At 45.0% G+C, this 25,668-nt stretch carries 15 protein-coding genes and 1 riboswitch; of the genes, 10 read left to right on the top strand and 5 right to left on the bottom strand.

The genetic code is table 11. The features are described from left to right. Position 1: 1 nt before the first annotated feature. The 3 genes from NG78_RS00985 to NG78_RS00995 all read left to right on the top strand — a co-directional run bounded on the left by NG78_RS00985 (position 2) and on the right by NG78_RS00995 (position 4,577). Positions 2–562 carry a GNAT family N-acetyltransferase gene (locus tag NG78_RS00985; protein ID WP_004135211.1) on the top strand — a complete coding sequence of 187 codons (561 nt, stop codon included), beginning with the start codon at positions 2–4 and terminating at the stop codon, positions 560–562. A gap of 330 nt (positions 563–892) precedes the next feature. Further along, positions 893–2,266 (top strand): hypothetical protein, encoded by a 1,374-nt coding sequence (locus NG78_RS00990; protein WP_032837844.1) that lies wholly within the window; start codon positions 893–895, stop codon positions 2,264–2,266. 490 nt (positions 2,267–2,756) lie between these two features. Beyond that, a complete protein-coding gene (locus NG78_RS00995; protein WP_004135207.1) occupies positions 2,757–4,577 on the top strand; it encodes a PASTA domain-containing protein in 1,821 nt (606 codons plus the stop codon). A 480-nt stretch (positions 4,578–5,057) separates the two neighbouring features. Here NG78_RS00995 and tal read toward each other — a convergent pair whose 3' ends face one another. Both tal and tkt read right to left on the bottom strand, forming a co-directional pair. Continuing rightward, entirely contained in the window at positions 5,058–6,161 is a 1,104-nt protein-coding gene (gene tal / locus NG78_RS01000) for a transaldolase (RefSeq protein ID WP_004135204.1), read from the bottom strand. Positions 6,162–6,381: 220 nt separating this feature from the next. Then, positions 6,382–8,481: a transketolase gene (tkt, locus tag NG78_RS01005; protein WP_004135203.1), complete on the bottom strand. Its 2,100-nt coding sequence runs from the start codon at positions 8,479–8,481 to the stop codon at positions 6,382–6,384. A gap of 326 nt (positions 8,482–8,807) precedes the next feature. Here tkt and hrcA point away from each other — a divergent pair, with 326 nt between their 5' ends. The 7 genes from hrcA to NG78_RS01040 all read left to right on the top strand — a co-directional run bounded on the left by hrcA (position 8,808) and on the right by NG78_RS01040 (position 20,980). Continuing rightward, positions 8,808–9,824 (top strand): heat-inducible transcriptional repressor HrcA, encoded by a 1,017-nt coding sequence (gene hrcA / locus NG78_RS01010; protein ID WP_004135202.1) that lies wholly within the window; start codon positions 8,808–8,810, stop codon positions 9,822–9,824. A gap of 69 nt (positions 9,825–9,893) precedes the next feature. Further along, complete coding sequence (dnaJ, locus tag NG78_RS01015; protein ID WP_004135201.1) at positions 9,894–11,051, top strand: molecular chaperone DnaJ; 1,158 nt, start codon at positions 9,894–9,896, stop codon at positions 11,049–11,051. A gap of 129 nt (positions 11,052–11,180) precedes the next feature. Then, positions 11,181–12,167, top strand: coding sequence for a methionyl-tRNA formyltransferase (gene fmt, locus NG78_RS01020; protein ID WP_004135200.1), 987 nt, complete (start codon positions 11,181–11,183; stop codon positions 12,165–12,167). A gap of 4 nt (positions 12,168–12,171) precedes the next feature. Then, on the top strand, positions 12,172–12,846 hold the full coding sequence (serB, locus tag NG78_RS01025; RefSeq protein ID WP_196218479.1) for a phosphoserine phosphatase SerB: 675 nt from the start codon (positions 12,172–12,174) through the stop codon (positions 12,844–12,846). Positions 12,847–13,093: 247 nt separating this feature from the next. After that, positions 13,094–13,924: an inositol monophosphatase family protein gene (locus NG78_RS01030; protein ID WP_004135196.1), complete on the top strand. Its 831-nt coding sequence runs from the start codon at positions 13,094–13,096 to the stop codon at positions 13,922–13,924. A 395-nt stretch (positions 13,925–14,319) separates the two neighbouring features. Further along, positions 14,320–20,259 carry a GA module-containing protein gene (locus NG78_RS01035; protein WP_004135194.1) on the top strand — a complete coding sequence of 1,980 codons (5,940 nt, stop codon included), beginning with the start codon at positions 14,320–14,322 and terminating at the stop codon, positions 20,257–20,259. A gap of 184 nt (positions 20,260–20,443) precedes the next feature. Further along, positions 20,444–20,980, top strand: a complete 537-nt coding sequence (locus NG78_RS01040) for a peptidylprolyl isomerase (RefSeq protein WP_004135192.1) — start codon at positions 20,444–20,446, stop codon at positions 20,978–20,980. Between the two features lie 224 nt (positions 20,981–21,204). Here the strand turns inward: NG78_RS01040 and thiC are convergent, their stop codons facing one another. The 3 genes from thiC to NG78_RS01055 form a co-directional block, all read right to left on the bottom strand. Continuing rightward, positions 21,205–23,862 carry a phosphomethylpyrimidine synthase ThiC gene (gene thiC, locus NG78_RS01045; protein ID WP_004135191.1) on the bottom strand — a complete coding sequence of 886 codons (2,658 nt, stop codon included), beginning with the start codon at positions 23,860–23,862 and terminating at the stop codon, positions 21,205–21,207. Next, positions 23,860–23,963: riboswitch (TPP riboswitch) on the bottom strand. Its footprint overlaps the gene before it by 3 nt. A 117-nt stretch (positions 23,964–24,080) precedes the next feature. Beyond that, the gene (locus tag NG78_RS01050) at positions 24,081–24,761 is read right to left on the bottom strand and encodes a methionine ABC transporter permease (RefSeq protein WP_004135189.1); all 681 of its coding nucleotides are present in this window, start codon (positions 24,759–24,761) and stop codon (positions 24,081–24,083) included. Between the two features lies 1 nt (position 24,762). Beyond that, positions 24,763–25,563: a methionine ABC transporter ATP-binding protein gene (locus NG78_RS01055; protein WP_004135187.1), complete on the bottom strand. Its 801-nt coding sequence runs from the start codon at positions 25,561–25,563 to the stop codon at positions 24,763–24,765. Between the last annotated feature and the right edge of the window lie 105 nt (positions 25,564–25,668).

The raw sequence follows: 25,668 nt of genomic DNA, 5'->3' as shown, positions 1-25,668 counted from the left end.
AATGAGTAAGCAGATAATCGAAACGGAAAGATTAATTTTGCGCTCTTGGACTCAAGATGACGCTGAAGATTTGTTTAAGTATGCCACGGATCCAGATGTGGGTCCTATTGCAGGATGGCCTGTTCACAAAAGTATTGAGGATAGCAAATCTATTATTAAGAATGTTTTTCTTAATGCAAAAGAATGTTATGCTGTGTGCTTAAAGTCGAGTAACAAGGCGATTGGATGTATTGAGCTAAAGCTTAACGGTCATACGGATATGACTTCTAGAGATGATGAGTGTGAGCTTGGATATTGGGTTGGTAAGCCTTTTTGGGGTAACGGTTATATTCCGGAGGCGGCGAAAGCTTTGATTCAGTACGGTTTTGACGGGCTTAACATGACGACTATTTGGTGCGGATATTACGATGGCAACAATAAGTCGAAACGAGTTCAGGAAAAGTGTGGTTTTGAAGCATATTGCGTGGATTCTTCCGTTGACGTGCCACTTATGCACGAAACTCGCGTGCGCCATCGCAGCGTTTTAACCAAATCTCGCTGGCAAACTCTTTCTGGCAGGTAATCACCGTTATTTTCTCAGTTTGTTAGCTGAGTTTTTAACAGTGTTGTGCTTATTACTGTTATTTTCTCAGTTGGTTGACTGAGTTAGTAACGGTGTTTTGCTTATTACCGTTATTTTCTCAGATACTTGACTTAGTTTTTAACGGTGTTGTGCTTATTACCGTTATTTTCTCAGTTGGTTGACTGAGTTTTTAACAGTGTTGTGCCTATTACTGTTATTTTCTCAGTTCGTTGACTGAGTTAGTAACGCTCACTATCTTCCTGTAATACCTTTTATCCACAACGCTCAAAATTTATTGCGCAAATATTGTATCTTTGAATAATAAATTGTATGAGCAATACCAGTAACGAAATAATACGCATGATTGAAAATGCAGAAAGTAATCATCACTGCATACGACCAATTACTAGTGCGCAAAAGCAGTATGCGTATAGGTGCGTGAAAAAAGGCACTTTTGTGCGCACTTTTCGCAATCTTTACTCGCGAACTGAGTACTGGAAGAGGCTATATCCGTCTGAAAAAATGCGTCACATAGCTATTTCTTTAATGGAGATTTATCCAGAATGGAAGTTCACTGGTACTACTGCTGCTGCGCTACTTGGCTATGATATTGTGGAAAATTATGATTATGTAGAAGATGGCAGTGATAATATTCAGCGCAACTTCAGTTCTTCTGTAAGTTCAACGAAGATTTATATTCGTAGTTCTGTGCACAAGTCTGCTAACGATAATCCGTATTTGCATAGGATTATGCGAACATGCAAAGAGCAGGATGGTACAAGTGATGACGTGCGCATTGTGCAGCCGAGTCGAAATCATGGTAGACGTCTCGTTACGCTTCCGCATTCAAGTGACAGGGTAAGTTATGAGATTAGAAGTCATATTGTTGACAAGAGCACGATGCTTTTTGATGTTGCGAATACTGTGAATTTTAGGACAGCGCTGCCGATTTTTGATTCTGCTGCGCGTGATAACGTGAACTTTAACAAGGTTCTTGAGATTTGCGGTAGAAGATACGGGACTTCTGCTGGCGGACGTAGAAATGGTTGCGTTAATGAGCTTAAATACGTGGAAGACGTTTATGATGAGTACGATTCATTCAATGAAGAATATGAAGATTTGCGTACTCGTGAGAAGAGTGTAGTTACTGCTAATTCTGCGGAGTCGTTTGCGAATGCATTTGCTGGCGGCGGGTTCGGAAAATCTGGGAGTGAGGAATATTCGCTTCTTAGGCTGCGCCGCCTTTGCTTTTTTAAGAATGGTTTAAGCGAGAATGGCGGCGAGTCTTTTGCGCGCGGCACGATGATTGATCTTGGGTTTATGATGCCTGAGTTGCAGCATGAGTTTGTTGTGCCGAATTCTAGGGTTAAGTATAGGTGTGATTTTTTGTGGCGGGTTTCGGGCGGTGGCCTGATTGTTGGTGAGCTTGATGGGTATGACAAGTATTTTGTTGATTCGACTAATTCTACGCATGCGAACATCAACTTTAATTCTTCGTCTGATACTCAAATGTTGCGTAATTCCTACAATCAGGCCGCTATTAATCGCAATATTGATAGGCAGGCGGAGCGTGAGTCTGTGCTTTTTAGGGAGTGCGGCGTGAGTAAGATTGTGCGCTTTAATTTTGCGGATGTTGTTGGCGTTAAGAATCTTGAGCGGAAGCTTGTTGAGGCTGGTGTGCCGCGGATTATGCGCGTTGGATAATATCGAGCGCTTTTAGAACGCGCACGCTTTACCGTTTTTTTCGTTACTGGCGCAGTTGGGCGGAGTCATACGTCGAGCGCTCCAATTGTGAGGAAATTTCCTCGCGTTTGGAGCGTCTAACCCTCCGCAACCCTCCAATTGTGAGATGATGCTCGCGCTCTAAGCGCTCGCTTACGAAACTCGTGTGCGCCATCGCAACGTTTTAACCAAATCTCGCTGGCGAACTCTTTCTGGCAAGTAATCACCGTTACTTTCTTAGTTGGTTGACTGAGTTTTTAACGGTGTTTTGCTTATTACTGTTATTTTCTCAGTTGGTTTACTGAGTTTTTAACAGTGTTGTGCCCATTACCGTTATTTTCTCAGATACTTGACTGCGTTAGTAACGCTGTTGCGTGGCTCGCATCATTTTTTGGCGGTTGGAGTATATTGGTCTTTGTAAAGAGAGCATATGAGGCGCCAATAAAGAAGGTGCCGGCAAAGAAGGTGTGTTATGGCGTTTTGTATACAGTGTGGTAGCGCTCTTGAAGATAATTGGTCATTTTGCGAAAATTGTGGCGCTCCAGTAAATAATCAGCCTGCAGATTCGCAGCCTCAGTTTGTCAATCAACCGGAATACCCGCAGCTTCCGTACGATTCTTCGCAAGATCCTTCGCACAATCTTCCGCAAAATGAAAACCGCGAAAACCGCGAAAATAGCGAAAATAGCGAAAATAGCGAAGTGCACAAAGTAGATAAAAAGAGGGTAATAATCGCAGTTGTTGTTGCTGTTTCAATAGTTATTGCTGCTGCTCTTGGCACACTTCTCTATTTTGAGCTTAACAAAGTTAAGCTGCCGAATGCTTCTGAATTTGCGCGCACAAGCATTACAAAAATGACTAAAAAGCTCGAAAAGCAGGGCTTAAGCGTAAGAATTAAAGGCGAATTTAACAAGCGTAAGCGCGGAAGTTTCTTAAGACTTGATGGTACGAATCCTGGAAATTCAGTGCTTAAATTTATTCCTGTTACGATTGTTCAGTCCAAAGGCCCGGGCGTGCCATCTAAAGGCATAGTTGGCAAAAAAGTTGGTTCAGTTACTAAGATTCTTAAAAATATGGGTGTGGAAGTAAAGGTCCACAATGTTGTTGTTGATAATAAGCCGACTGGGGAAGTGATTGGCTCCGAGCCTATGCCAGGCTATTCCGTTATAAATGGGAATAAGGGCGTTATCAATCTTGCCGTCGCAAGCAAAAATAAGGGTATTCCTGTAAATATATTCGGCATGGATAAAGATAAAGCCAAGGAAAGGCTCAACTCTCTTGGTTTTAACGATATTACTTTAAAGCCTCATTTTGCGTCTAAAAAAATGATAGGCAAAATTATGGGAACTTATCCTTCGCTTGGATCGCAATTTACTGGAGGTCATATTGATCTTCTCTATGGCGTTGACGCGTCTGGCGCAAGAACTGCTATTGCAACGGATATGAAAGGTAAGTCTTTAGAGTATAAAAAGGGCAATACAAAACTACAAGTTATAGGATTTATGGAGCCTTTGCTTGGAACTTGGTGCACTAAATCCGGTGACTGCATAAATTTGGGAGCAACAAATATTTATACTCCTAACGAATATCAGAAGGAAACACGCATCTATACTATAAACGGGTATCCGGGTGATGATTTTAGTTCGTCATTTGACCGAATATTACGTAGCTACACTCCAAATACGCTTGAAATGTCAACAGATAATTTAATGCAAATGATTCTAGACGTTATTTCTTCTGCGTCAGTTACTAGTGGAGAAAAGCTTGATCCGCATATGAAGGATCTTATGCATAATCATCTTATAGCTGGAGATACTGGCGCTATTGAATTTTATCAGTCGCTTGGTGTACCTTATTGCGGTGATGATTTGTATTTGTTGCCTATTTTAGATCAAAAAGTGTGTGAAGCTGGTCATCTGAAGAATTACGATGGCGATGTTCTGTCTCTATTTATGGATTTGCACAATCATAAGAAGTGGACCGGAATGAGCTATAAGATGACTGATTTCTTTGTTGCAATTCCGGTGAATGCAAAACTTAATGAGCTGGAAAGTAGCGGATATTTTAAAGGCAAAGGTAAAACGCAGCCTGATCCTAATCGTCCATTTATTTTGCGTAGGGATCCTAAGCTTTACAAAGAAACTGTTGTGCCGTTTGATGGCGAGTATTCGACCTCAGATAATCCGTTTGTGCCGACTAGCAAGCATAAGCCTGTGCCGTTTGCGCCTGCGCCGGATGACAGCAATGCGTACTATCTTGTTGAGCAGCCGTTTGATTGGAGCTCGCTTAAGTAGCGAATCGACGGTTTGACGGTTTGTTCGGGTGATCACAAACGTGGGGAGTTTTGCTCATGTTTGGAGCGCCTAACCCTTCGCAACCCCTCAAATGCGAGATGATGCTCGCGCTCTAAGCGCTCGCTTACGAAACTCGCGTGCGCCATCGCAACGTTTTAACCAAATCTCGCTGGCGAACTCTTTCTGGCAAGTAATCACCGTTACTTTCTCAGTTGGTTGACTGAGTTTTTAACGGTGTTGTGCTTATTACCGTTATTTTCTCAGTTGGTTGACTGAGTTTTTAACAGTGTTGTGCTTATTACTGTTACTTTCTCAGTTTATTAGCTGAGAAAGTAACAGTGGGTAGATTATTTTATTACGATTGATAAAAACGCAAAACAAAAACCGCGCCTGCGTAAGATTAGTACATACGCAAGGTGCGGTTTTCGTTATTTAGCAGTTTCGCTGATTAGCAGTTTCGCTATCAGACGATTAGCAAAATCAGGCGTTTACGCGATCGATGCCGGACTGCACATCAGCAATCACGGAATCCCAAGACTTGATGAAGGCGGCAACACCGTCGGCCTCAAGCTTGTCGGTAACGTCCTTAATGTTGATGCCAAGCTCAGCAAGCTTGTTCATAACAGCGTGGCTCTCTTCGTAAGTGCCCTTAACGGAAGCAGCGCCGTTGCCGTGATCAGCAAGAGCGTTTAAAGTCTTTTCTGGCATGGTGTTCACAACATGCTCAGCAACCAACTCGTCAACGTACTTGCAGTCGGAGTAAGCTGCGTTCTTGGTGCCGGTAGAAGCCCAAAGTGGACGCTGCTTCTTAGCGCCCTTAGCTTCGAGGGCAGCCCAGCGTGGATCAGCTGCGAACTTCTTCTCGAAGAGTTCGTAAGCCAAGCGAGCGTTAGCAACAGCAGCCTTACCTTCAAGAGCCTTAGCTTCATCGGAGCCGTTCTCTTCGAGGAGCTTGTCAACAGCGCTATCAACGCGGGAGACGAAGAAGGAAGCTACGGAACCAATGTGCTTCAAGTCGTGGCCGTTAGCATCTGCCTGAGCAATACCTTCGATGAAGGCGTCGATAACCTGCTCGTAGCGCTCGAGGGAGAAGATCAAGGTTACGTTCACGGAAATGCCCTTAGCAAGGGTAGCGGTGATAGCTGGAAGACCTTCCAAAGTTGCTGGAATCTTGATCATAACGTTTGGACGATCAACCTTTGCCCAAAGCTCTTCAGCCTGCTTCTCAGTGTTAGCAGTATCGTGAGCCAAGCGTGGGTCAACTTCGATGGAGACGCGGCCGTCAACGAAGTCGGTCTTTTCAGCGATCTCGCGGAAGATATCGGTTGCGTTACGAACATCGGTGGTGGTCAACTCGCGGATAGCGGTTTCAACGTCGACCTTGCCGAGTTCCTTAAGCTGTGCATCGTATGGGCCAACCTGGCTCAAAGCCTTCTGGAAGATGGATGGGTTGGTGGTAACGCCAACAACATTCTTGTTAGCAATCAAATCCTGCAAAGAGCCGGACTCAATGCGGGTGCGGGACAAATCGTCCAACCAAATAGAAACGCCGGAATCGCTAGTGCGCTGCGTTGCTTCAGTCATGTTATCTCCTTAACACTGTGCTCCACCAATTGGGGCACGTCGGTATTTTGGCGTTTTTACAAGAAACAGCGGTTGATGTCGAACCAACGGTAGCTCGGCATCAACACGCCGTCGCTGTCTCTTGTGAAGTGTTTCGTTAGCACTTCTAGTTTTGTGACATACCAATTTTATTTTGATACATCAAGTTTTATTTTGCTTACTTGCTTTTTGCCAAGTTACCTTAGGCGCGAGCTTCTTCGATAGAAGCCTTAGCAGCTTCTACTACGTGCTCAGCAGTAATGCCCAAGTCGATCATGTTCTGACCGCCGTCGCCCTGCAAGCCGTACTGTTCAATAGAAACAGCCTTGCCGCAATCGCCAAGATACTTGTACCAAGGCAATGCCAAGCCAGCTTCGATGGAAACGCGAGCCTTAACGGACTTTGGAAGGATTGCTTCCTTGTACTCTTCGTCCTGCTCTTCGAACCATTCGAGGGATGGCATGGAAAGAACGCGAGCCTTAATGCCTTCAGCTGCCAAAGTCTTGGCGCCGGCAACAGCCCACTGAACTTCGGAACCGGTTGCCATGATGATCACGTCTGGAGTGCCTTCGCAATCAACCAAAACGTAAGCGCCGTGCTTCACGCCTTCGCGAGCCTTTTCAGCAGTCTCAGCGAGGGTTGGAACGCCTTGGCGGGTCAAAATCATGGCAGTTGGGTAGCTGTTCTTCTTTTCGAAGAAGTAGCGGTAAGCTTCAGCAGTTTCGTACTCGTCTGCTGGGCGCACAACCTCAAGCTGAGGAATAGCGCGGAAAGCAGCCAAGTGTTCGATTGGCTGGTGAGTTGGACCATCTTCACCCAAAGCTACGGAATCGTGGGTCCAAACGTAGAGGTTTGGAATCTCCATCAAAGCAGCCAAGCGAACTGCTGGGCGCTCGTAGTCAGAGAACTGGAAGAAGGTGCCGTTGAATGGGCGAGTGTCAGAACCAAGCAAAATACCGTTGGTAATAGCACCCATTGCGAACTCGCGCACACCGAAGTGAAGCTGACGACCGTACTCGGAAACGTTTGGCCAAGTGCGGGTTGCGTCTTCGGATGGACCGAAGGAGTCAGCGCCCTTAATGTTGGTGTTGTTGGAGCCGCCCAAATCAGCGGAACCACCCCAAAGTTCTGGCATAACAGCAGCAATTGCGTTAAGAACTGCGCCGGAAGCCTTACGTGTAGCAACCTTAGAGCCAACTTCGAAGCCAGCAACCAAGTCGTCAATAGCCTTGTCGAAGCCTTCTGGAAGCTTGCCAGCCTTAAGACGCTCGTAAAGAGCAGCCTTATCTGGGTTAGCAGCAGCCCACTTTGCAAGAGCTTCATCCCAAGCCTTGTGAGCAGCCAAGCCGCGCTCTGCAACCTTGCGAGCGTGAGCCAAAGCTTCTTCGTCGATTGGGAATGCAACTTCTGGGTCGAAACCGCAAAGTTCCTTCAAGCCCTTCACAGCTTCTTCGCCAAGCTTGGAGCCGTGGGAAGCTTCGTTGTCGGTCTTGCCTGGGGTTGGCCAAGCAATCAAAGTATTAACCTTAATGAAGTGAGGCTTGTCGGTAACTTCCTGAGCCTTTTCAATAGCAGCAGCCAAAGCCTGAACGTCTTCCTTGTAGGAGCCGTCTGGCTGGATGAAGCTAACTTCATCGGTGTACCAACCGTATGCACGGTAACGAGCAAGAATATCTTCAGAGAAGGTGAGCTTGGTGTCGCCTTCAATCTGAATGTGGTTTGCATCGAAGATTACGGTCAAATTGCCGAGCTTCTGGTTTCCAGCCAAGGAAGCAGCTTCAGAAGAAACGCCTTCCTCAACGTCGCCTTCGCCGCAGATAACCCATACCTTGTGATCGAATGGGGAAGTGCCGGCTGGAGCTTCTGGGTCAAGAAGACCGCGCTCAAAACGCTGGCCGTAAGCGAAACCAACAGCAGAGGCAAGACCCTGGCCGAGTGGGCCGGTGGTCATTTCAATGCCTGGGGTTAAGCCATACTCTGGGTGGCCTGGAGTACGCGTGTCAGCGCCGCCACGGAAATACTTGAGATCGTCAAGAGTCAAGCCGTAACCAGAGAAGAACAACTGCACATATTGCGTAAGCGAAGCGTGACCGCCAGAAAGAATAAAACGATCGCGGCCGGCCCACTTTGGGTCAGCAGGATCGTGCTTAATGAAGTGCTGGTACAGGGTGTACGCAATTGGTGCCAATGAAACAGGGGAGCCAGGATGTCCGTGTCCTGCTCGCTCAACAGCATCAGCCGAGAGAACCTTCGCCATCTTTACGGCGCGCTCGTCTAATGCAGACCAGTTGAAATCGGTCATGTGATCTACTTTCCTTCCAATAATCCGGGTTTTTAAGCACAGCTTACGCTGGCTTTTTACCCTCTCATTGCCCTTCAATCCTATCTTTCGCGCGCGACGAATATGTTACAAAGTGTGTCAAAAGTTTGCTTTTATGTTCTGTTGCGAGTTTGCTTTTGTGCTCTGATAATAGTTTGCTTTTATGCTCTGTTGAGTGCTAAGAAATAGACTATTATATGAATATTAGAAATACTAAAAATATTAGAAATATTAGAAATATAGATATTAAAAATATAGTATTTAGACGTATTTGTTATTTATAAGGAGCGGTAATGCAGTCACGACGCATGATGATTTTGCGCGCAGTTGTGGAGGATTATATTCGTTCTCAAGAGCCTGTTGGTTCTGCAGCTCTTGCAAAGCATCACCAGCTTGGAGTAAGTTCTGCGACTATTCGTAACGATATGTCGGCTTTGGAAGAAGAAGGCTATCTTGTTCAGCCGCACACTTCTGCAGGACGCATTCCTACCCAAAAGGGGTATCGCTATTTTGTTGACGGCTTGGCTGCTATTATTCCGCTTTCTGAGCCTCAACGTCGTGCTATACGTAACTTTTTAAGCGGATCTGTTAGTTTGCAAGATACTTTGCAACGTTCCGCACGTCTTCTTGCAAGTATTACCGGTCAAGTCGCGCTCGTCGCATCTCCAGCATTGTCTAAGTCAAAAGTAAAAAGAATTGAGATCGTTCAAGTATCATCTTCTATGCTTCTGGTTGTTGTAATTACAGACGCTGGAGGCGTAGCCCAGCACATGATTCAAGCCTCTAACATAAATCCAGACGACTTATTGCATTTAGTTAATATGGTTAATGAGAATTGCGTTGGAGCCTCTCTTTTAGATGCTTCTAAGCGCGTTTATTTGCTTGCAAATCGCAAGGATTTAGCGTCAGCGTTGCAAATTATTAGTCAACTTTCTAACGCTTTAGAAGACATGCACGACGGAGAGCACACTCACGACTTGTATATGGCTGGAGCTTCCCAACTTGCGCATAGGCAAAGTATTGGCGATTTTGCTTCCCTTTTTGACGCTCTTGAGGAGCAGGCTGTTATTATGCGACTTATGACTTCGCTAAGCGAGGAAGCAAGCGATTGCGAAAGCGGCGTTAGTGTTGCAATCGGCTCGGAAACGCACACTCCGGGCTTGCTTAATGCTTCTGTTGTAACAAGCGCTTACGGCTACAATGAGGATTCTGATTCCGCGTTTATTGGCTCAATCGGCCCTACTCACATGGATTATGCTGCAACTATGACAGCTGTTAAGGCTGTTGCGCGCTATCTTAATTCGTTTATATCCGAAAATTCTTAAAATTAGCTGGCTTATAGCTGGCTGTGCCTTATGCAAAAATAATTTAGGAAAAGGTAAAAGGGGAATTAATTGACTGATTACTACAAGATTTTAGGTGTTGACCATAACGCTAGTGACGACGAAATTCGCAAAGCCTACCGTAAGATGAGCCGCAAGTATCATCCGGATATTGCAGGCGCTGAATTTGAAGAAAAGTTTAAGGAAGTAAACGCAGCTTACGACGTGCTTTCTAATCCAGAAAAGCGTCGAATGGTAGATATGGGCGTCGACCCTAACGATCCTTCTGCAGGAAGTGCCGGAGCTTCAGGCGCAGGCTTTGCAGACATGGGCATGGGGGATATTTTCAGCCAGTTCTTCGGTGGCTCTTTTGGAACTTCGCAAGAGCCAATTTCTAGGGTTCAGCCTGGTGAGGACTCTTTAGCGGAAGCTAAGATTGATTTGAAAACGGCTATTTTTGGCGGAAATGTGAGCGTTCGCATAACCGCTTTTGGAGTCTGCCAGGATTGCAGCGGTTCTGGTTCTGCAGATTCCGCAAATTCCGCTCCTGAGCAGTGCTCGCAGTGTCATGGAACTGGCTTCTGCCAGAAGGTTGTGCGCACAATGCTCGGCCAAATGGTTTCTTCAATGCCTTGCGACAAGTGCGAAGGTCACGGCACGATTATTAAAAATCCGTGCCAAAATTGCCGTGGTCGCGGCCGAGTGCGTGCGGTTCGCGAAGTTGGTGTGAACGTTCCTGCAGGTATTCGAGATGGCAGCCGTTTGCGTCTTGCTTCTCAGGGTAGCGTTGGCGAGTGCGGCGGCCCTGCTGGCGACTTGTATGTTGATATTCACATTCGCGCAGACAAGCAGTTTACGCGAAACGGCGACGATTTGCATTGCTGGATTACTGTTCCTATGAGCTGGGCTGTGCTTGGTCACGATGTTGAAATCGAAACTTTTGACGGCTCTCAAAAGCTTGAAATTCCTGCTGGATGCCAGAGTGAGGACACTGTAACTCTTGAAAATCTTGGAGTTACGAAGCTTCGTTCTAAAGATCGCGGCAATATTATTGTTCATGTTTTGGTTCAGATTCCAACGAAGCTTAGTGCAGAAGAGCGTTCGCTTATTAGTAAGTTTGCTAATTTGCATGACGGTGACGTAAAGCATGTGAAGCAAAATTCGCTTGATGAGCAGTCGGGTGAGCGAAAAGGTTTCTTTAGTAAATTAAAGGAAGCTTTTGCCGGCTGATTTTGTTGGATAATTTTGCAGGATAATTTTGCAGGATAATTTTGTTGGCGTATTTTGCCGACTGATTGTTGCTGATTGTTTCTGATTTTGCTGGAGAATTTTTACGTCTATTAAAATAGTAGAGGAAATATGGCATTACCAATTTTGTTTGCAGGCACTCCGGAAGTTGCTGTTCCATCTCTTAAGGAGTTGGCAAAAAACACCGAGCATTTTGACGTTCGCGCTGTTATTACGCGCCCGGACGCTCCAACTGGTCGCGGCCGAAAGCTCGTTCCAAGTCCAGTAAAACAAGCGGCTCTTGAGCTCGGCTTGCCAGTAATCGAAATTGACCCTAGCAAAGACGAAGCTAACTTCCTTAATAAGCTTGCCGAAACTGGCGCGAAAGCTGCAGCAGTTGTGGCGTACGGAAAGATCTTGCGACAGAACGTTTTAGACGCTTTGCCGCTCGGCTGGTACAATCTTCATTTTTCGCTTCTTCCGCAATGGCGAGGTGCAGCTCCTGTGCAGCGCGCAATTTGGGCTGGGGATGATATTACAGGAGCTACGGTTTTTCGCATTACGCGCGGCATGGATTGTGGCCCTATTTTGGCGCAGTTTACTACGAAAATTGAGCCTCACGAAAATTCTGGCGATCTTCTTGCGCGCCTTGCAGACGATGGAGCGCCGCTTCTTGCAGCATCTCTTCGTGGCATGGAAACTGGCGAAATTGTGCCGGTTGAGCAGGATAAGACTCCTCAAGAAGTTGCGCAAAAAATCACGGTTGAAGATGCGCATATTGATTTTCACGCGCCAGCTTTTGCGGTTGACCGTCAAATTCGCGCTTGCACGCCAAATCCGGGCGCGTGGTGCGAGCTTCATGCGGACGACGAGAATAACGCGGAACCGATTACTTTGCATGTTTTGCGCGCAAAGCCGGCAGACGCTAACGATCCGCATGCTGAAGATTTTAAGCAACTTGATCCTGGAAAATTACTTGCCGGCAAAAAGCAAGTTTGGATCGGTACTTTAAGCGGCGCGCTTGAGCTTTTGGAAGTAAAAGCGCAAGGAAAGAAAGCTATGAAAGCGGCCGATTGGGCGCGCGGAGCAAGGCTTTCTGTCAAAGCTTACTGCGCATAAAATTATGAGCATGAACTTTTCTTCGCTGCTGCCAACTTTAGCCAAGCCGGGGCTTTTGGTTATGGATGTTGACGCAACGCTTATTGAGGAAGAAGTTATTGATTTACTCGGCGAGGAAGCTGGATGCGGCAAGGAAATGTCTTTGATTACAGCGCGCGCAATGCGTGGCGAAATCACTTTCGACGACTCCTTGCGTTTGCGCTTGAAGTTGCTTCGCGGCCTAAACATTGACGAGTGCAAAAAGCATATTATTCCCAAAATTCACGTAACTAAAGGCGCGAAAGTTTTAATTGACGCGCTTCACGCGCACGGTTGGAAAGTTGGTGCAGTTTCTGGCGGTTTTCACGAGATTTTAGACGAATTGCTGCCGAGTTTGAATATTGATTTTTGGGTGGCTCACCATTTAGAGTCGGCTGACGGCAAGCTTACTGGCAACGTGCTAGGAAATATTGTTAACGCTAACGCAAAAGTTGAAGCGCTTCAAAATTGGGCAAGTGATCTTGGCGTTGAGCGCGAGCAAACTGTTGCCGTGGGGGATGGAGCGAACGATATTTCAATGATTAAATTCGCTGGATTAGGCGTGGCTTTTTGCGCAAAACCAGCAGTTCAAGCTGCTACTCCTTACCGCATTCTTACTCGCGATTTAAGCGCTGTATTGCGTTTTTTGACTGCGAGTTAATACATTTATAGAGCGAAAAGTTGAGTAATGTACATAAGCAATGTAAAATAATGAAGCAATGATTAAAGATTAATGATTATTTTTTGTGAAAGTTCTGTAGCTTTTATCCACAGAGCATAAATGTGTTGGTAAATCTTTCTATTGATGAGTAAAATAACAGTTAGTTTTTTGAGAGAAAAGTGTGCGTGAATGCAGAAGATTCAGGAATTTACATTGAAATTCACGCACGAAGGGTAGGGAGTGTAAGTTGAATTTACGAGAAGTTGCGCTTGAAGTTGCGCGTATTTTGGAAGACGTTGGTAAACACGCTTATCAGGATCAATTAAGCCCTCAAGATATGACGTCGCTTGCGTTGGGCGATTCTACGCAGTCAGAGTCCGGTTTTGGCGATAAGCTCGTGCGCTTTATTCAAAACCGTTTAACGTACGTAAATCCTTTCCAAGGTTTTTGGCGCACTAGGCCGGAGCATTGCAATCCGGGCGACCGTTTTTGGTGCGTTGGAAACGTTGATGGCGCTATTAATTTTAACCGAGACATGGCAGAGTGGACTCTTACCGTTTCGCTTTTTGAGTTTAACGATGAAGGTTCCGCTCGCCCAGTGCTTGGCGTTGTACACGCTCCTGCATTGGGATTAACCTATTTGGCTGCGAAAGGCCAAGGTGCTATTCGTATTCGTAGAACTCCGCAAGGAGAAAAGCGCGAGAAGATTACGCCTTCCACAACTTCTACTTTGCAAGGATCCGTTGTGTGCTACGGAATGTCTTATATACCGGGCGAATCTAAGCGCGCGCTTGACGTAGTTGCTTCTGTTGAAACCGGCTGCCCTGCTGATATTAAGCGCATTGGTCCGGCCTCGCTTGACTTGTGCAAAGTGGCGGACGGCACGTACGACGCTTACTTTGAGCCGCATTTGCATCAGTGGGATATTCCAGCCGTTTCTGCTGGAGCTGTGGTTGTGCTAGAAGCACAGGGTCAGGTTTGCCAGTGGGATGGAAACCCTATTCATTGGCGACGCGAAAATGACGTAGTTGCTTCTAACGGTTTGCTTATTAACGAGTTAAAGCCGTATCTTAAGTAAGCAATAATCTCTTGCGTAAGTAACTAATATTCTTGCGTAAGCAGTTAATTATCTTGCGGAGTGTCGTAATTTTTTAATAAATATTATGACGTCTTAACATGTAATTTATACGTATTCATGCGTGATTTGCGAATTATGTGATTTACGCTACACAAATTATTGCATGAAAAGGCTTGTAATGTATGAATAGTTGAGTACCATATAGCCTATACGAATGTCAGTTTGCAATTTGTGTGCGCTGAAATGTATTAAGAGAGTATGAAGCGTTGTGTAAATAGCAAATTGGTATGAAACAAAGAAGCGAATGCTAATTTGTTTGGTTGCTGCATTATTGCATATTACAAGTTATGCATAAGCAGAAACATAAAGAATACACATTGTTTAAGTGAGGAATAATGACAAAGAAGATTATGAGCTCAAAGCATCTTGCTGATTTGCAAAAGTCTATGCAAAAGTCTAGTAATAACGTTATTTACGCGCCACTTTCTAAGAGCGTGTGCGCTGCTATGCTTGCCGGCGCTATGGTGCTTGGGGGGGGGGTATTCGTTTCTCCTGCGCCTGCCTATGCTGACGGTTATGTGAGCCCTGACGGAAACAATATTTACTACGGTTACAAGTCAGACGCAGATTACAGTAAAGATCGCTTTAAGATTGAAGTTCATTATTACAATAATCCACAAGATGCTGAAAACGATGACGTTTCAAAGCAAGATCCTCTTGGCAAGTATGTACATGTAAAGTACATTGCAAATCTTAATAAAGATGGAAAAACTTTTGATAATTGGGCATTCCGACCAATGTGGTGGTACGGTGTTCCTAAAGGTTTGCAAAACGTACACGATATTAGATATGGACGCTTTGAAGAGCTTACAAGTGGTGGAAGCAAGCACATTACTCCTGGTGCAAGAAAAGATTCAGATAAAAGTATTAGGTTCTTAGATACGCCAAAAGATTGGAAGGGTATTTCCAATTTCTATATTACCGATCCAAGCAAGCTTACTTCTATGAATGGTTTGAAAACGCTGCTTGGCATCGATGACGGTAATAACAAAGGTTACGACAATAAAGGCAATACTGCAGGCAATTGGAAAGACTTCTACGATGCTTCTAAGGGCATGCAAAGCATGTTCGTTGATTGGGAGTCTGCAGGTAAGCGCTATTACGAGATGACCTACGTTGCAGAGTTGACGGATGAAGCATGGAAGCAGCGCGATGTTAAGCCATTGCATTTTGCTGCTGGCGTTTACCGTTTTGCTGGTAACTGGCATATTGCTACTGGTCAGATTCATCGCGCTCCAAAGATTGCAGACAGCTTGAAGGTTGCCTATCCGTCCTTAACGCCTGTTGCTAAAGCTGATGCTCTTAATGATACTGAAAAGACTTCAGTTAAGGATGCTATTAAGACAGCTAATAAAGACACTAAGCATTTCAACAATCTTCTTGAAAAGATTGATGTAGCTAATGACGGTACTGCAACTCTTACTTTCCATGACAATACAACGATTAAAATGCCTGGAAAGTTGCTTGTAGTTGAAGAGAAAAAAGATAACGTTAAGTTCCCACCTGTCTATCCTGCTCCTATGGGCGTTGTGGATCCTAAGAGTTTGAGCGAGGCTGATCAGAAGGCGATTATTCAAGGCTTTAAGGACGCGAATAAAGGTAAAAAGTTCCTTGATAAAGTTTCTACTACTGATTCGGACGTTTATAAGTTTGATAACAACAAGCAGGAACTGACTATTACTTATACTGATGGTTCTACAATCACAGTTCCTTATTCTTCTTTGGTGTATCAGGGTGCAAAAATCTCCGACTGGGCGCCGTATGTTGTGCCTGATCCAATCGCGGTTGCAAATCCTTCAAGCTTGACTGACACGGAGAAAAAGCAAGTAACTGATGCTTTTGACGCAGCAAACGCCGATTTGGATGTTTATACTGCAGCTAAGAAGGATAGCAAAACTCCTGTAAGCTTCGATAAAGACTTCAAGAACGCTATTATCACCTGGGCTGATGGCTCTACGAGCACAATTCCTTCATGGCAGTTCTTAAAGCAAAAGGCTGCTGAGCAAAAGCCAACTCCAGATCCGTCAACTCCAAAGCCTGCAGAAAAGAAGACGTTCACGGTTGATGTGCCTGCAAGTCAGACTACTGTTAATTTTAATCCATTCAATATGAAGGACTCGGATTTAACAGATACTAATAATTCTACGCAACTTGGTTCTATTAAAGGCGTATTGAAAGCAAAGGGTGGTAAGGATTCTAAGAATCCAAATACAAAAGTAGCCATTGATAGCGTTGAATATAGTGTTGAAAACGGTATGGGTTACATCACCTTTAAGGCAAATGGATACAAAGATGCAAAGTATCCAATGGGTATGTTCTTTAAGCAGAATCCAGGTAAGCAAACTCCTAAGGAAACTGAGCATACAAGTGGAATCTATAAGTATAAGGTAACTCCAATAGAGTATACAGGTAATAATCCAACTCCTCAGCAGCAGATTCAGGCTTTAAAAGATTTTGTTAAATCTAACTATGGAACTGATATTTCTAACGATACTTCTGCTGCCGGCGGTACATATGTTCTGAAAAGAACTGATATTCCAGTTCAGGGTACTTCCGGACTACAATTCTATGATAAAAATTCATCAGATGGAGCTGGTGTAGCAACAATAGGTTTATCTACTACATCAACTGATGGTAGCTTGACGATTCAAGGGTATGAGAAGGGTGATAGTAATATTAAGACTCTATTCACCGTTCCAGCAACAGAGTTGTATGTTAAGAAGAATACTAGTGGCATGGATCACACTGTTTCGGATTTGAAGGATCTTGCTAAAAAGATTCGCGATGCAAAGAAAAACAGTGGTGTAACAGACAACGATTTCAAGCGAGCTGGTATTGATGATGCTAGTGACAACACTATCAACGGCATGAATGAGAAGCAGCTTCGTGAACTTATTGCTAAGCTTACTAATGCCACAAAGGCTGAGTACATCTACACTGCAAGTCCAATCGAAATTGATGCTGATCCGAATGACGCTAACTTTAATGCGACAGATGAAGATGTTCAAGCAGCTGTTAAAGCATTCTTAAAGGCTAACTACACTGGTGAAGGAATTGATAGTTATAGTATCACTGGCAATAGTGGTAACTTTAATAACTTAACGTTGACTCCTAAAGACGGCACTAAGAATCTTGAGCTTAAGTCTGCCTCTAATCCTGCTGGTATTGATTCATTTAGTATTAATCTCAATGATAATAAGAGCATCGATTTTAAGAATGGTGATGCTGTTCTGTTCAATGTTCCTGCAAACAAGCTCTACAAGAAGAAGGCCGAGTCTAAGCCAGCTCCATCTGCTGACGAACTCGAGAAGCTCAAGAAGCAGGCGGAGGAGATTATCAACCGTAATCCTAAGCTTACTGAGGATCAGAAGACAGACTACATAAATCAGATTAAGAATGCTAAGAACAAGGAGGAAATTCAGAACATTCTCAAGAAGGCCAATGAGCAGGCTGGTAAGAATAATGTAAAGCCTGGCGACATCAAGAAGAAAGAGAAAGAAGAAAGGGAAAAGCGCGAGAAAGAGAAGCGCGAAAAAGAACAGCAAAATAAACTTGCTGAAGATAAAACCAAAGCCAAAGAAGCTCTCAATAGCATGACCAATCTAACTGATGGTGATTCTGGTGATAAGAATAAGCTATCAGGTGAAATTGATAAGGCTCAAACTTCCGAGGATGTTAAGAAGATTCTCGAAAAGGCCAAGGCGATTAACGACGCTCGAGGTGCTTTGAAGGAAGGTGCGCTTCCATTCTTAAGCCACGGCAATGCTAACAGCGATGATGATAAGGCTCTTAAGGAGTTAATCGGCGCTGATCCAAGTAAGAAGGATAGTGCTCTCACTTCTTTGGAAACTGCGTTGAATGATGCTAATGCTACTGCTGACAGCATCAACAAGGCTCTTGACGAGGCAAAGCGCCAGAACGGCATTAACGAGCAGGCTGCAAGGCAGGCTGCTAACGCCAAGATTGCTGAGTTTGAGAATAAGCTTCAAGCTGCTGAAAAGGTTCTTAAAGATAACACAACAATCAAAGCTGAAGATAAGAATGCTGCTACTAGCGCTATTAATGCCGCAAAAGATGCTATCACAACTGCCAAGGCTCAGGTAGCTAGCGCTACTACGCCTTCTGGAATGTTGACGCAACTTAGCGATGTTAAAACTAAGTTCAAGGCCGCTAATGACAAGGTCAATGATGCAGTTAACAATGCTCAGAAGGAAAACAAGAAGGGCAACACCAACGATCCTGATGCTAAAGCTTTCGAGAAAGAGAAGAATGACGCTAAGGGTGAAATTGATAAGATTCCTGGTTTGACTCCTGAGGAAAAGGATAAATATAAGCAGGAAATTAATGATTCTACTCATTCTGGCGATCCTGAAGCAGTCGTGAATCGTGCTAAAAAGAACCAGAAGATCAAGGATGCGCTTGCAGCGATTGACAAGCTCGAGCATTTGAACAATGCGCAGAAGAAAGCGTATGAAGACATCATCAACTCAACTGATGCGCACAACATCAAGGATGACGATGGCAAGGATACTGGCAAGGACGACATCGACAATGCGCTTGCTGATGCTATTGCAACCGATCATGCTATGGAGCGCCTTGAGAAGCTGAAAGAGATCGCTGATACGTTCGCTAATGGCGAAAAGTACAAGTCATTGCAAGACAGCGATGACAAGAAGAAGGCGTTTAATACCGCCTCCACAGCCGCTGGTGCCGTGCTTGCTAAGGAAACTGGCGATGCCAAGACGGCAGATCAGGTTAATGAGCTGTACAAGGATCTTCTTAATGCAATGCAGGCCATTGACGACAAAGCTAAGGGTGCTGGCGTTATTACTGATGCACTTCAGGCTGAAGTAGATAAGGATTCTAAGCTTAAGCCAACGCAGGCCGATCCTCAGGATCCAACTAAGCCGGCAACACCGGGTGATCCTATCTACAACACATCTTCTCAAGAGAAGAAGCAGGCATTTGATCAGGCTTTGACTGCTGCTGAAAACGCATTGAAGACTGCTAAAGATGATAATGCAAACCAACAGAATCCGAACGCTACTCCTCGTACTCCTGAGCAGGAAGCTGCAGCTCAAAAAGCAGTGGATGAAGCGCTTAAAAATCTTCAAAAAGCGCGCGAAGAGCTTGATGGTGTTGATACCAAGCCGTTGCAAGATGAGATTGGTAAGGATAGCACTGTTAATACCTTAGATAGGTATACGTATTCTACTAAGGAAAAGAAGGATGCGTTTGATCAGGCTCTTCAAGAGGCTAAGGATCTTATCGATAAGCTGACCGGTAAGAAGCAGGCTGGCACAGACGATCATCTTGACACCAAGGAGAATAAGCAGAAGGCTTTGGATAAGGCTCTTGCAAAGCTTAAGGCAGCTGAAGAGGCTCTTAAAGGTAAGAAACCAGTCGAGCCAACTCCAACCCCAACTCCAACGCCTTCTGTTGATAAGTCTCACTTGCAGCAGGGCATTAACGATGGTAGCGATGTTCATAATTCGGATGAGTACAATAATGCTCCTTCGGATAAGAAGCAGGCTTACGATCACGCTTTGGATCACGCTAACGAAGTGAACAATGATCCTAATGCAACTCAGGATCAGGTGAATCAGGCTGCTGAGGATTTGAAGAAGGCTGAGAATGATTTGAAGCCAACTCCAAGCCCGCTTCCAACTCCTGTTCCTGGTAGTCATGAGGATTCTGGTTTTGGTGTGAACGATAACGCGCCTACTACTGTGGATAAGGGCGAGTTGAACGTTCAGATTGATAGTGCTGAAGCTGATTCTCAGACTGGAAACGCTGGAGCTGGCAACGCCGGTAATGCTGGTAACGCAAACGCTGGTAATACAAACTCTGGTAACGCCAATGCTGCTAACGCTAATAATGCTAATGGCGCAAATTCTGCTGCTGTGAATGCTGCGGTTGAGAGCAATCCGGCTGTGAAGCAGGCTGATGCTCAAGTTTCTAAGGCTCAGGCGGCTTTGGATGCTGCTTTGGCTGAGGCTAAGAAGGTTGCTGCTGATCCTAATGCAACTCAGGCTCAGGTTGATGCTGCGGCTCAGAAGCTTTCTGCTGCTCGTAAGGCTTTGGCGTCTGCTAAGGCTCATGCGGCTGAGGTTCGTGCTTCTGTGCGTGCTCAGGTGTTGAAGAGTGGTGTGTCTCAGCTTAGTAAGACTGGTAGCAACGTGTCTGTGATTGGCTTGCTTGCTACTGTTGCTGCTGCTGGTGCTGCGTTCTTCGTGAGCAAGCGCCGCGGAATCTCCCGCCATAGCAACAACTAGGCGAGAGGCTGCAAAGCCTGCAAAGCATGTAAAGCCTGCAAAGCCTGCTGCTTTGCCAGACAATAAATAAATACTTGCCCCACTTCGCATCTTTCTTCACTCCGCGAAGTGGGGCATTTTCGTATGCGAATATTTTTATCTAACACGAATTGAAACAGTCACGAAAATATGGGAGAATTGCCACATGACTACAGTTATTATGCATACTTCTGAAGGCGATATTAAAATCAACCTGTTTGATACCAAAGCGCCTGAAACCGTCAAAAATTTCGTTGGCTTAGCTACCGGTGAGCGCGAGTGGCTTGACCCATTCAGTGGAGAACCTTCGCATGAGCCATTTTACGATGGTTTAACTTTCCACCGCATTATTAAGGAATTTATGATTCAAGGTGGATGCCCACTTGGTAACGGAACTGGTGGACCTGGCTACGAGTTTGACGATGAAATTGACTCATCCTTGAAGTTCAACAAGCCTTATTTGCTCGCTATGGCAAATGCTGGAAAGCGTCGCGGTCGTGACGGTCGTTTGCATGGCACTAACGGCTCGCAGTTCTTCATCACAACCGTTCCAACTCCATGGCTTGACGGTCACCACACGATTTTCGGCGAAGTTGCGGACGACGAGTCGAAGTCTGTTGTTAATAAGCTCGAGTCGGTGGCAACAGATCGCTCTGATGCTCCTCTTGAGCCTGTTGGCATTATTTCTATTGAAGTTTTGTGAAGTTTAAGCTGTAAATAAATCAGCAATAAAAAAGCGAGCTTTATAGTTAAGCCCTGCAAGATTCCTTGCAAAACCTAGCTATAAAACTCGCTTCGGTTGTTCAACCTTCTTCTGTTATGCATTATCCATTGTAAGTATTTTATTCATTACTTTAAAAAAGTAATTCGCGCGCTGTAAGCTCACACAAGCTTCGCCTACAGCGCTTAAGTTCGCACTTACGCACTTTATGCTTTAACACTTTGGTAAAGCGAAGACCCAGATTCCTGGAACTTCTTGCTCATCTCCTTCATGCCGTCAGCAATAGCCTGGTTTCGAGCTTCTTCAACAAGCTGCTCCTGCTGAGCGGCTCCACCAAAGCGCTTACGAATATTCTGCGAAATAGCCATCGAGCAGAACTTTGGTCCGCACATGGAGCAGAAGTGAGCCATTTTTGCTGGCTCTGCAGGAAGCGTATCGTCGTGGAAGGCGATTGCGGTATCTGGATCGTAGCTTAAGTTGAACTGATCCAACCAGCGGAACTCAAAACGAGCCTTACTAATAGCGTTGTCGCGATCCATTGCATGCGGGTGATGCTTAGCAAGATCAGCCGCGTGGCAAGCAATCTTATACGCAATTACGCCCTGCTTCACATCGTCCTTGTTTGGCAATCCCAAATGTTCCTTAGGAGTTACGTAGCAAAGCATTGCAGTGCCGTAGCGCGCAATCTCCACGCCGCCAATTGCGGAAGTAATATGATCGTAGCCTGGGGCGGTATCGGTAGTTAAAGGACCAAGCGTATAGAATGGAGCGTTCTGGCAAATAGCCTTCTCCATTTCAATATTCATACGCACAGTGTCGAATGGCACGTGGCCAGGGCCTTCAATCATCACTTGCACATCGTGCTGCCAAGCAATCTTTGTAAGCTCGCCAAGCGTCATAAGCTCGGAAAGCTGAGCCGCATCGTTAGCGTCAGCCAAGCTACCTGGACGCAAACCGTCGCCCAAAGAGAATGCAACATCGTACTTTGCAAAAATCTCACACAATTCTTCAAAGTGCGTGTAAAGGAAGCTTTCTTGATGATGCTGCAAGCACCATTCAGCCATAATCGAGCCGCCGCGAGACACAATACCGGTTACGCGGTTTGCGGTAAGCGGCACGTAACGAAGAAGCACGCCGGCGTGAATAGTCATGTAGTCAACGCCCTGCTCGCACTGTTCAATAACCGTATCTCGGAAAAGCTCCCAGCTGAGCTTAGAAGCATCATCCTCAACCTTTTCCAAAGCCTGGTACATTGGCACAGTTCCGATTGGCACAGGGGAGTTGCGCAAAATCCATTCGCGCGTGGTGTGAATATCGTTACCTGTGGAAAGATCCATAACGGTATCCGCACCCCACTTCGTTGCCCACGTAAGCTTTTCAACTTCTTCGTCAATAGAAGAAGTTACGGCAGAATTGCCCATGTTTGCGTTGAGCTTAGTTAAGAAGCGCGAGCCAATAATCATAGGCTCTGCCTCAGGGTGGTTAATATTGCAAGGAATTACAGCGCGTCCTGCTGCAAGTTCGGAGCGAACAAGCTCAACGTCGCAATTTTCGCGAGTTGCAACATACTGCATTTCTGGGGTTACAATTCCGTGACGCGCATACCACATTTGCGTAATCGGATGATCCGCGCCCTTCATTGGCTTATGCGTGCGTCCGCGCCATTCCTTAGAAGCCTTACCGCGCTTAATTGCGCGCTTTCCGTCGTCTTGAAGATTGCGTCTGCGACCTTCATATTCCACAACGTCACCGCGGTCACGAATCCAGTCAAGACGAAGCGGAGCCAAGCCCTCTTTAGGATCGCACTTTGGACCTTCAGTATTGTAGTCCTTAAAAGGCGGGTTAGGGCCAACGCCAGGAGTGTCAGAAAGCTTAATCTCAGTGTATGGAACTTCCAAATCGTAAGAACCGTACTCGTACTCAAAATGAACTGGAGTAGTTTTGCGAATATGAGCCTTGTCTCGCTGAGTGCATCCGCGTGAAGCAATATCTACGCGCTGCTGCTTAGCTAACTTTGCTGCTTCTTTTGCTTCTTTAGCGTTAATAAAAGTTGGCTTCTGTTCGTCTTTTTCTGCAGACTTTTCTTCCTTATTTTCTGCAGAAATTACGCGCTTAGCATAGCCGTGCTTGCTTTCTTGGCGAACAGACTTCCAGCTTTCAACAAAATCATGCATTGTTGATTCTGGAGTTTGTGAAGCATAAATCGGTTCTGTAACGAAGAAGCCTGCAGCTTTTGTGCGAGCAATCATAGATACGTCTTCAAGCTGAGTTTTTCCGCCAACAAGAACAGGGAAGTCGCTTGCGGAGCAAATCGTATTGATTTTTGCTTCGTCCAACGTTGTGTGATTTGCTTCCAATTCGTAAGAGGCAGTAGAGTTTTCTTGCCCTTCTTCTGGGTTTCGCATTGCTGTTACGCAAATGTAGTCAATGCAACCGTCTGGAAGCTCGTTAATAACCTTAACTAAGCTTTCTGTTTCAACTGTTAAACCAATAACAGCATCCTCGCCAAGCAAAGCGCGCGCTTCTCGAGGTTCCATGTCGCTTTGAGCTAAGTGAACGCCGTCAACTTTAATGCTTTGATTTCTAGCCTGCCAAGCAACATCAACTCGCTCGTCAATAACAAAAGTTACTGAATCGCACTTGTTATTGTCTTCAATAATTTGCGCAATATCTCGAGCAATAGTTGTGATTTCTTTTGCGCTCTCATCGTTTGCATGCAGACGAATCAACGTTGCTCCTGCGCGCAAAGCATCATCAACAATATCGGTAAGCGGACGATTATTACAAGCTTTTGGGTCTGCAATAAAGCAGGCGGTGAGATTGAACTGATCACGCATTGATGCGTATGGATAATTCGAGGTCATACTAAAATCGTTGCTCCCTACGTTGTATTAACTAAACAGGTTCGAAGGGTTAGGTTTTGCCTATCTCAGCCTTCTAAAAGAAAGCACCCCTGCAAATGTCGAATTATCAGCCATTTTACACGATTACATGCACTTTTTATTAAAGGCATGTTGCGAAGACTTCGTTCTTGTAAAGTTTTCACAACATGCCTTAGTTTAAAAGTTAGAGTTTTAAATTTTTATCGTTCGTGGTGATTTATAGTGCGTGAAATAAAATCTCCTAAGCTTTGCACAATCTGTACAAGAATAATGCAAAGAACCACAGCAACTGTCATAACATCGTACTGGTAGCGCTGGTAGCCGTAGCGTATTGCAATATCTCCAAGTCCGCCAGCTCCAACTGTTCCAGCCATTGCGCTAAAACCAAAAAGCGTTATGAATGTAAGAGCAGCGCCGCGAATAAGAGAAGGCAAAGCTTCCCAAAGCAGCACTTTGCACACAATTTGAAGCTTGCTTGCTCCAAAGCTTTGTGCAGCCTCAATTAAGCTTCCGTCAACTTCTGCCAAAGACTGTTCAACAATTCGCGCCACAAACGGAGCTGCCGTAATAACAAGCGGCACAATAGCGCCTGGAACGCCAAGAGATGTGCCAACAAGTAGGCGAGTGAACGGAATTAAAGCAACAAGAAGAATAATAAACGGCACTGAGCGCACAATATTAACTATCCAGCCAATAACAGCGCTTAAAGTTGCGTTTGGGCAGATGCCTTTTTTGTCCGAAATAATAAGCAGCACACCAATTGGAAGACCAATTGCATAAGCTAAAAGTGTTGCAACAGAAGTCATTACTAAAGTATCTTGCACGCCTTCAATTAGTAAATCGCCGTAGTTGTCAATAAATTGTGTAACAGTTTCAAGCATTTTACTTCACCTCGCTTGCAAGTGTGTAGTTTTCGGTAAAACTCTTCTTATTTCTATGATTTTCTACTTTGTCGTCTGCAATAAGCGTGCGCAAAATATCGCTTTGTGGATTTGCAAAAAGATCTGCAGTGTCTCCTAATTCCACAATATTTCCTCCGTCAATCATTGCCACGCGGTCGCAAATATTTCTAGCAACTGCCAACGAGTGCGTAATAATAACGAGTGTTACGTTAAGCTCGCGGTTAATTCGGCGCAGTAAGTCAAGTATTTGAGCGGTTGTAGTGGAGTCGAGTGCGCTTGTAGCTTCGTCGCAAAGCATAATCGAAGGATTATTTGCCAAGGCTCGAGCAATTGCTACGCGCTGCTGCTGTCCGCCGGAAAGCTGGCTAGGGTAGCGGTTAGCAAAATCCTGCAATCCAACCAAGTCGAGCAAATAGTGTGCGCGCTCTTCGCATTCCTTTTTTGGAGTGTGATTTAGTTCCAGTGGAAAAGTTACGTTTCGCAATACTGTTCGCTGCTGGAAAAGGCTAAAGTTTTGGAAAATCATTCCAATATTCGCGCGAACTTTAGCAAGCTCTTTATCTTTTACTTCTGTAATATCGTTGCCGTCAATTACAACTTTTCCGGAAGTTGGTCTTTCAAGCAGATTCATGCAGCGCACTAATGAAGATTTACCGGCACCGGAAGAGCCGAGTATTCCGAATACTTCACCAGATTCAATGGTGAGATTAATATCGTGCAATGCTTCATGTGCTTCGCTACCTTTTCCGTAGCTTTTATGAAGATGTTCAATCTGAATCATGCTTATTCCCTAACAGCTTATTGTTCTTAAATACTTTAGGTAAGTTCAATACTTAACTAAAATATCTACCCTACGTATATTACAAACTAAAAAATACTAAAAATA

Source organism: Gardnerella greenwoodii 00703Dmash, from assembly GCF_000263635.1.
Lineage (GTDB): Bacteria > Actinomycetota > Actinomycetes > Actinomycetales > Bifidobacteriaceae > Bifidobacterium > Bifidobacterium greenwoodii.
Note: the sequence above shows the minus strand (reverse complement) of the source record. Positions and strands in the feature narration are given on the sequence as shown.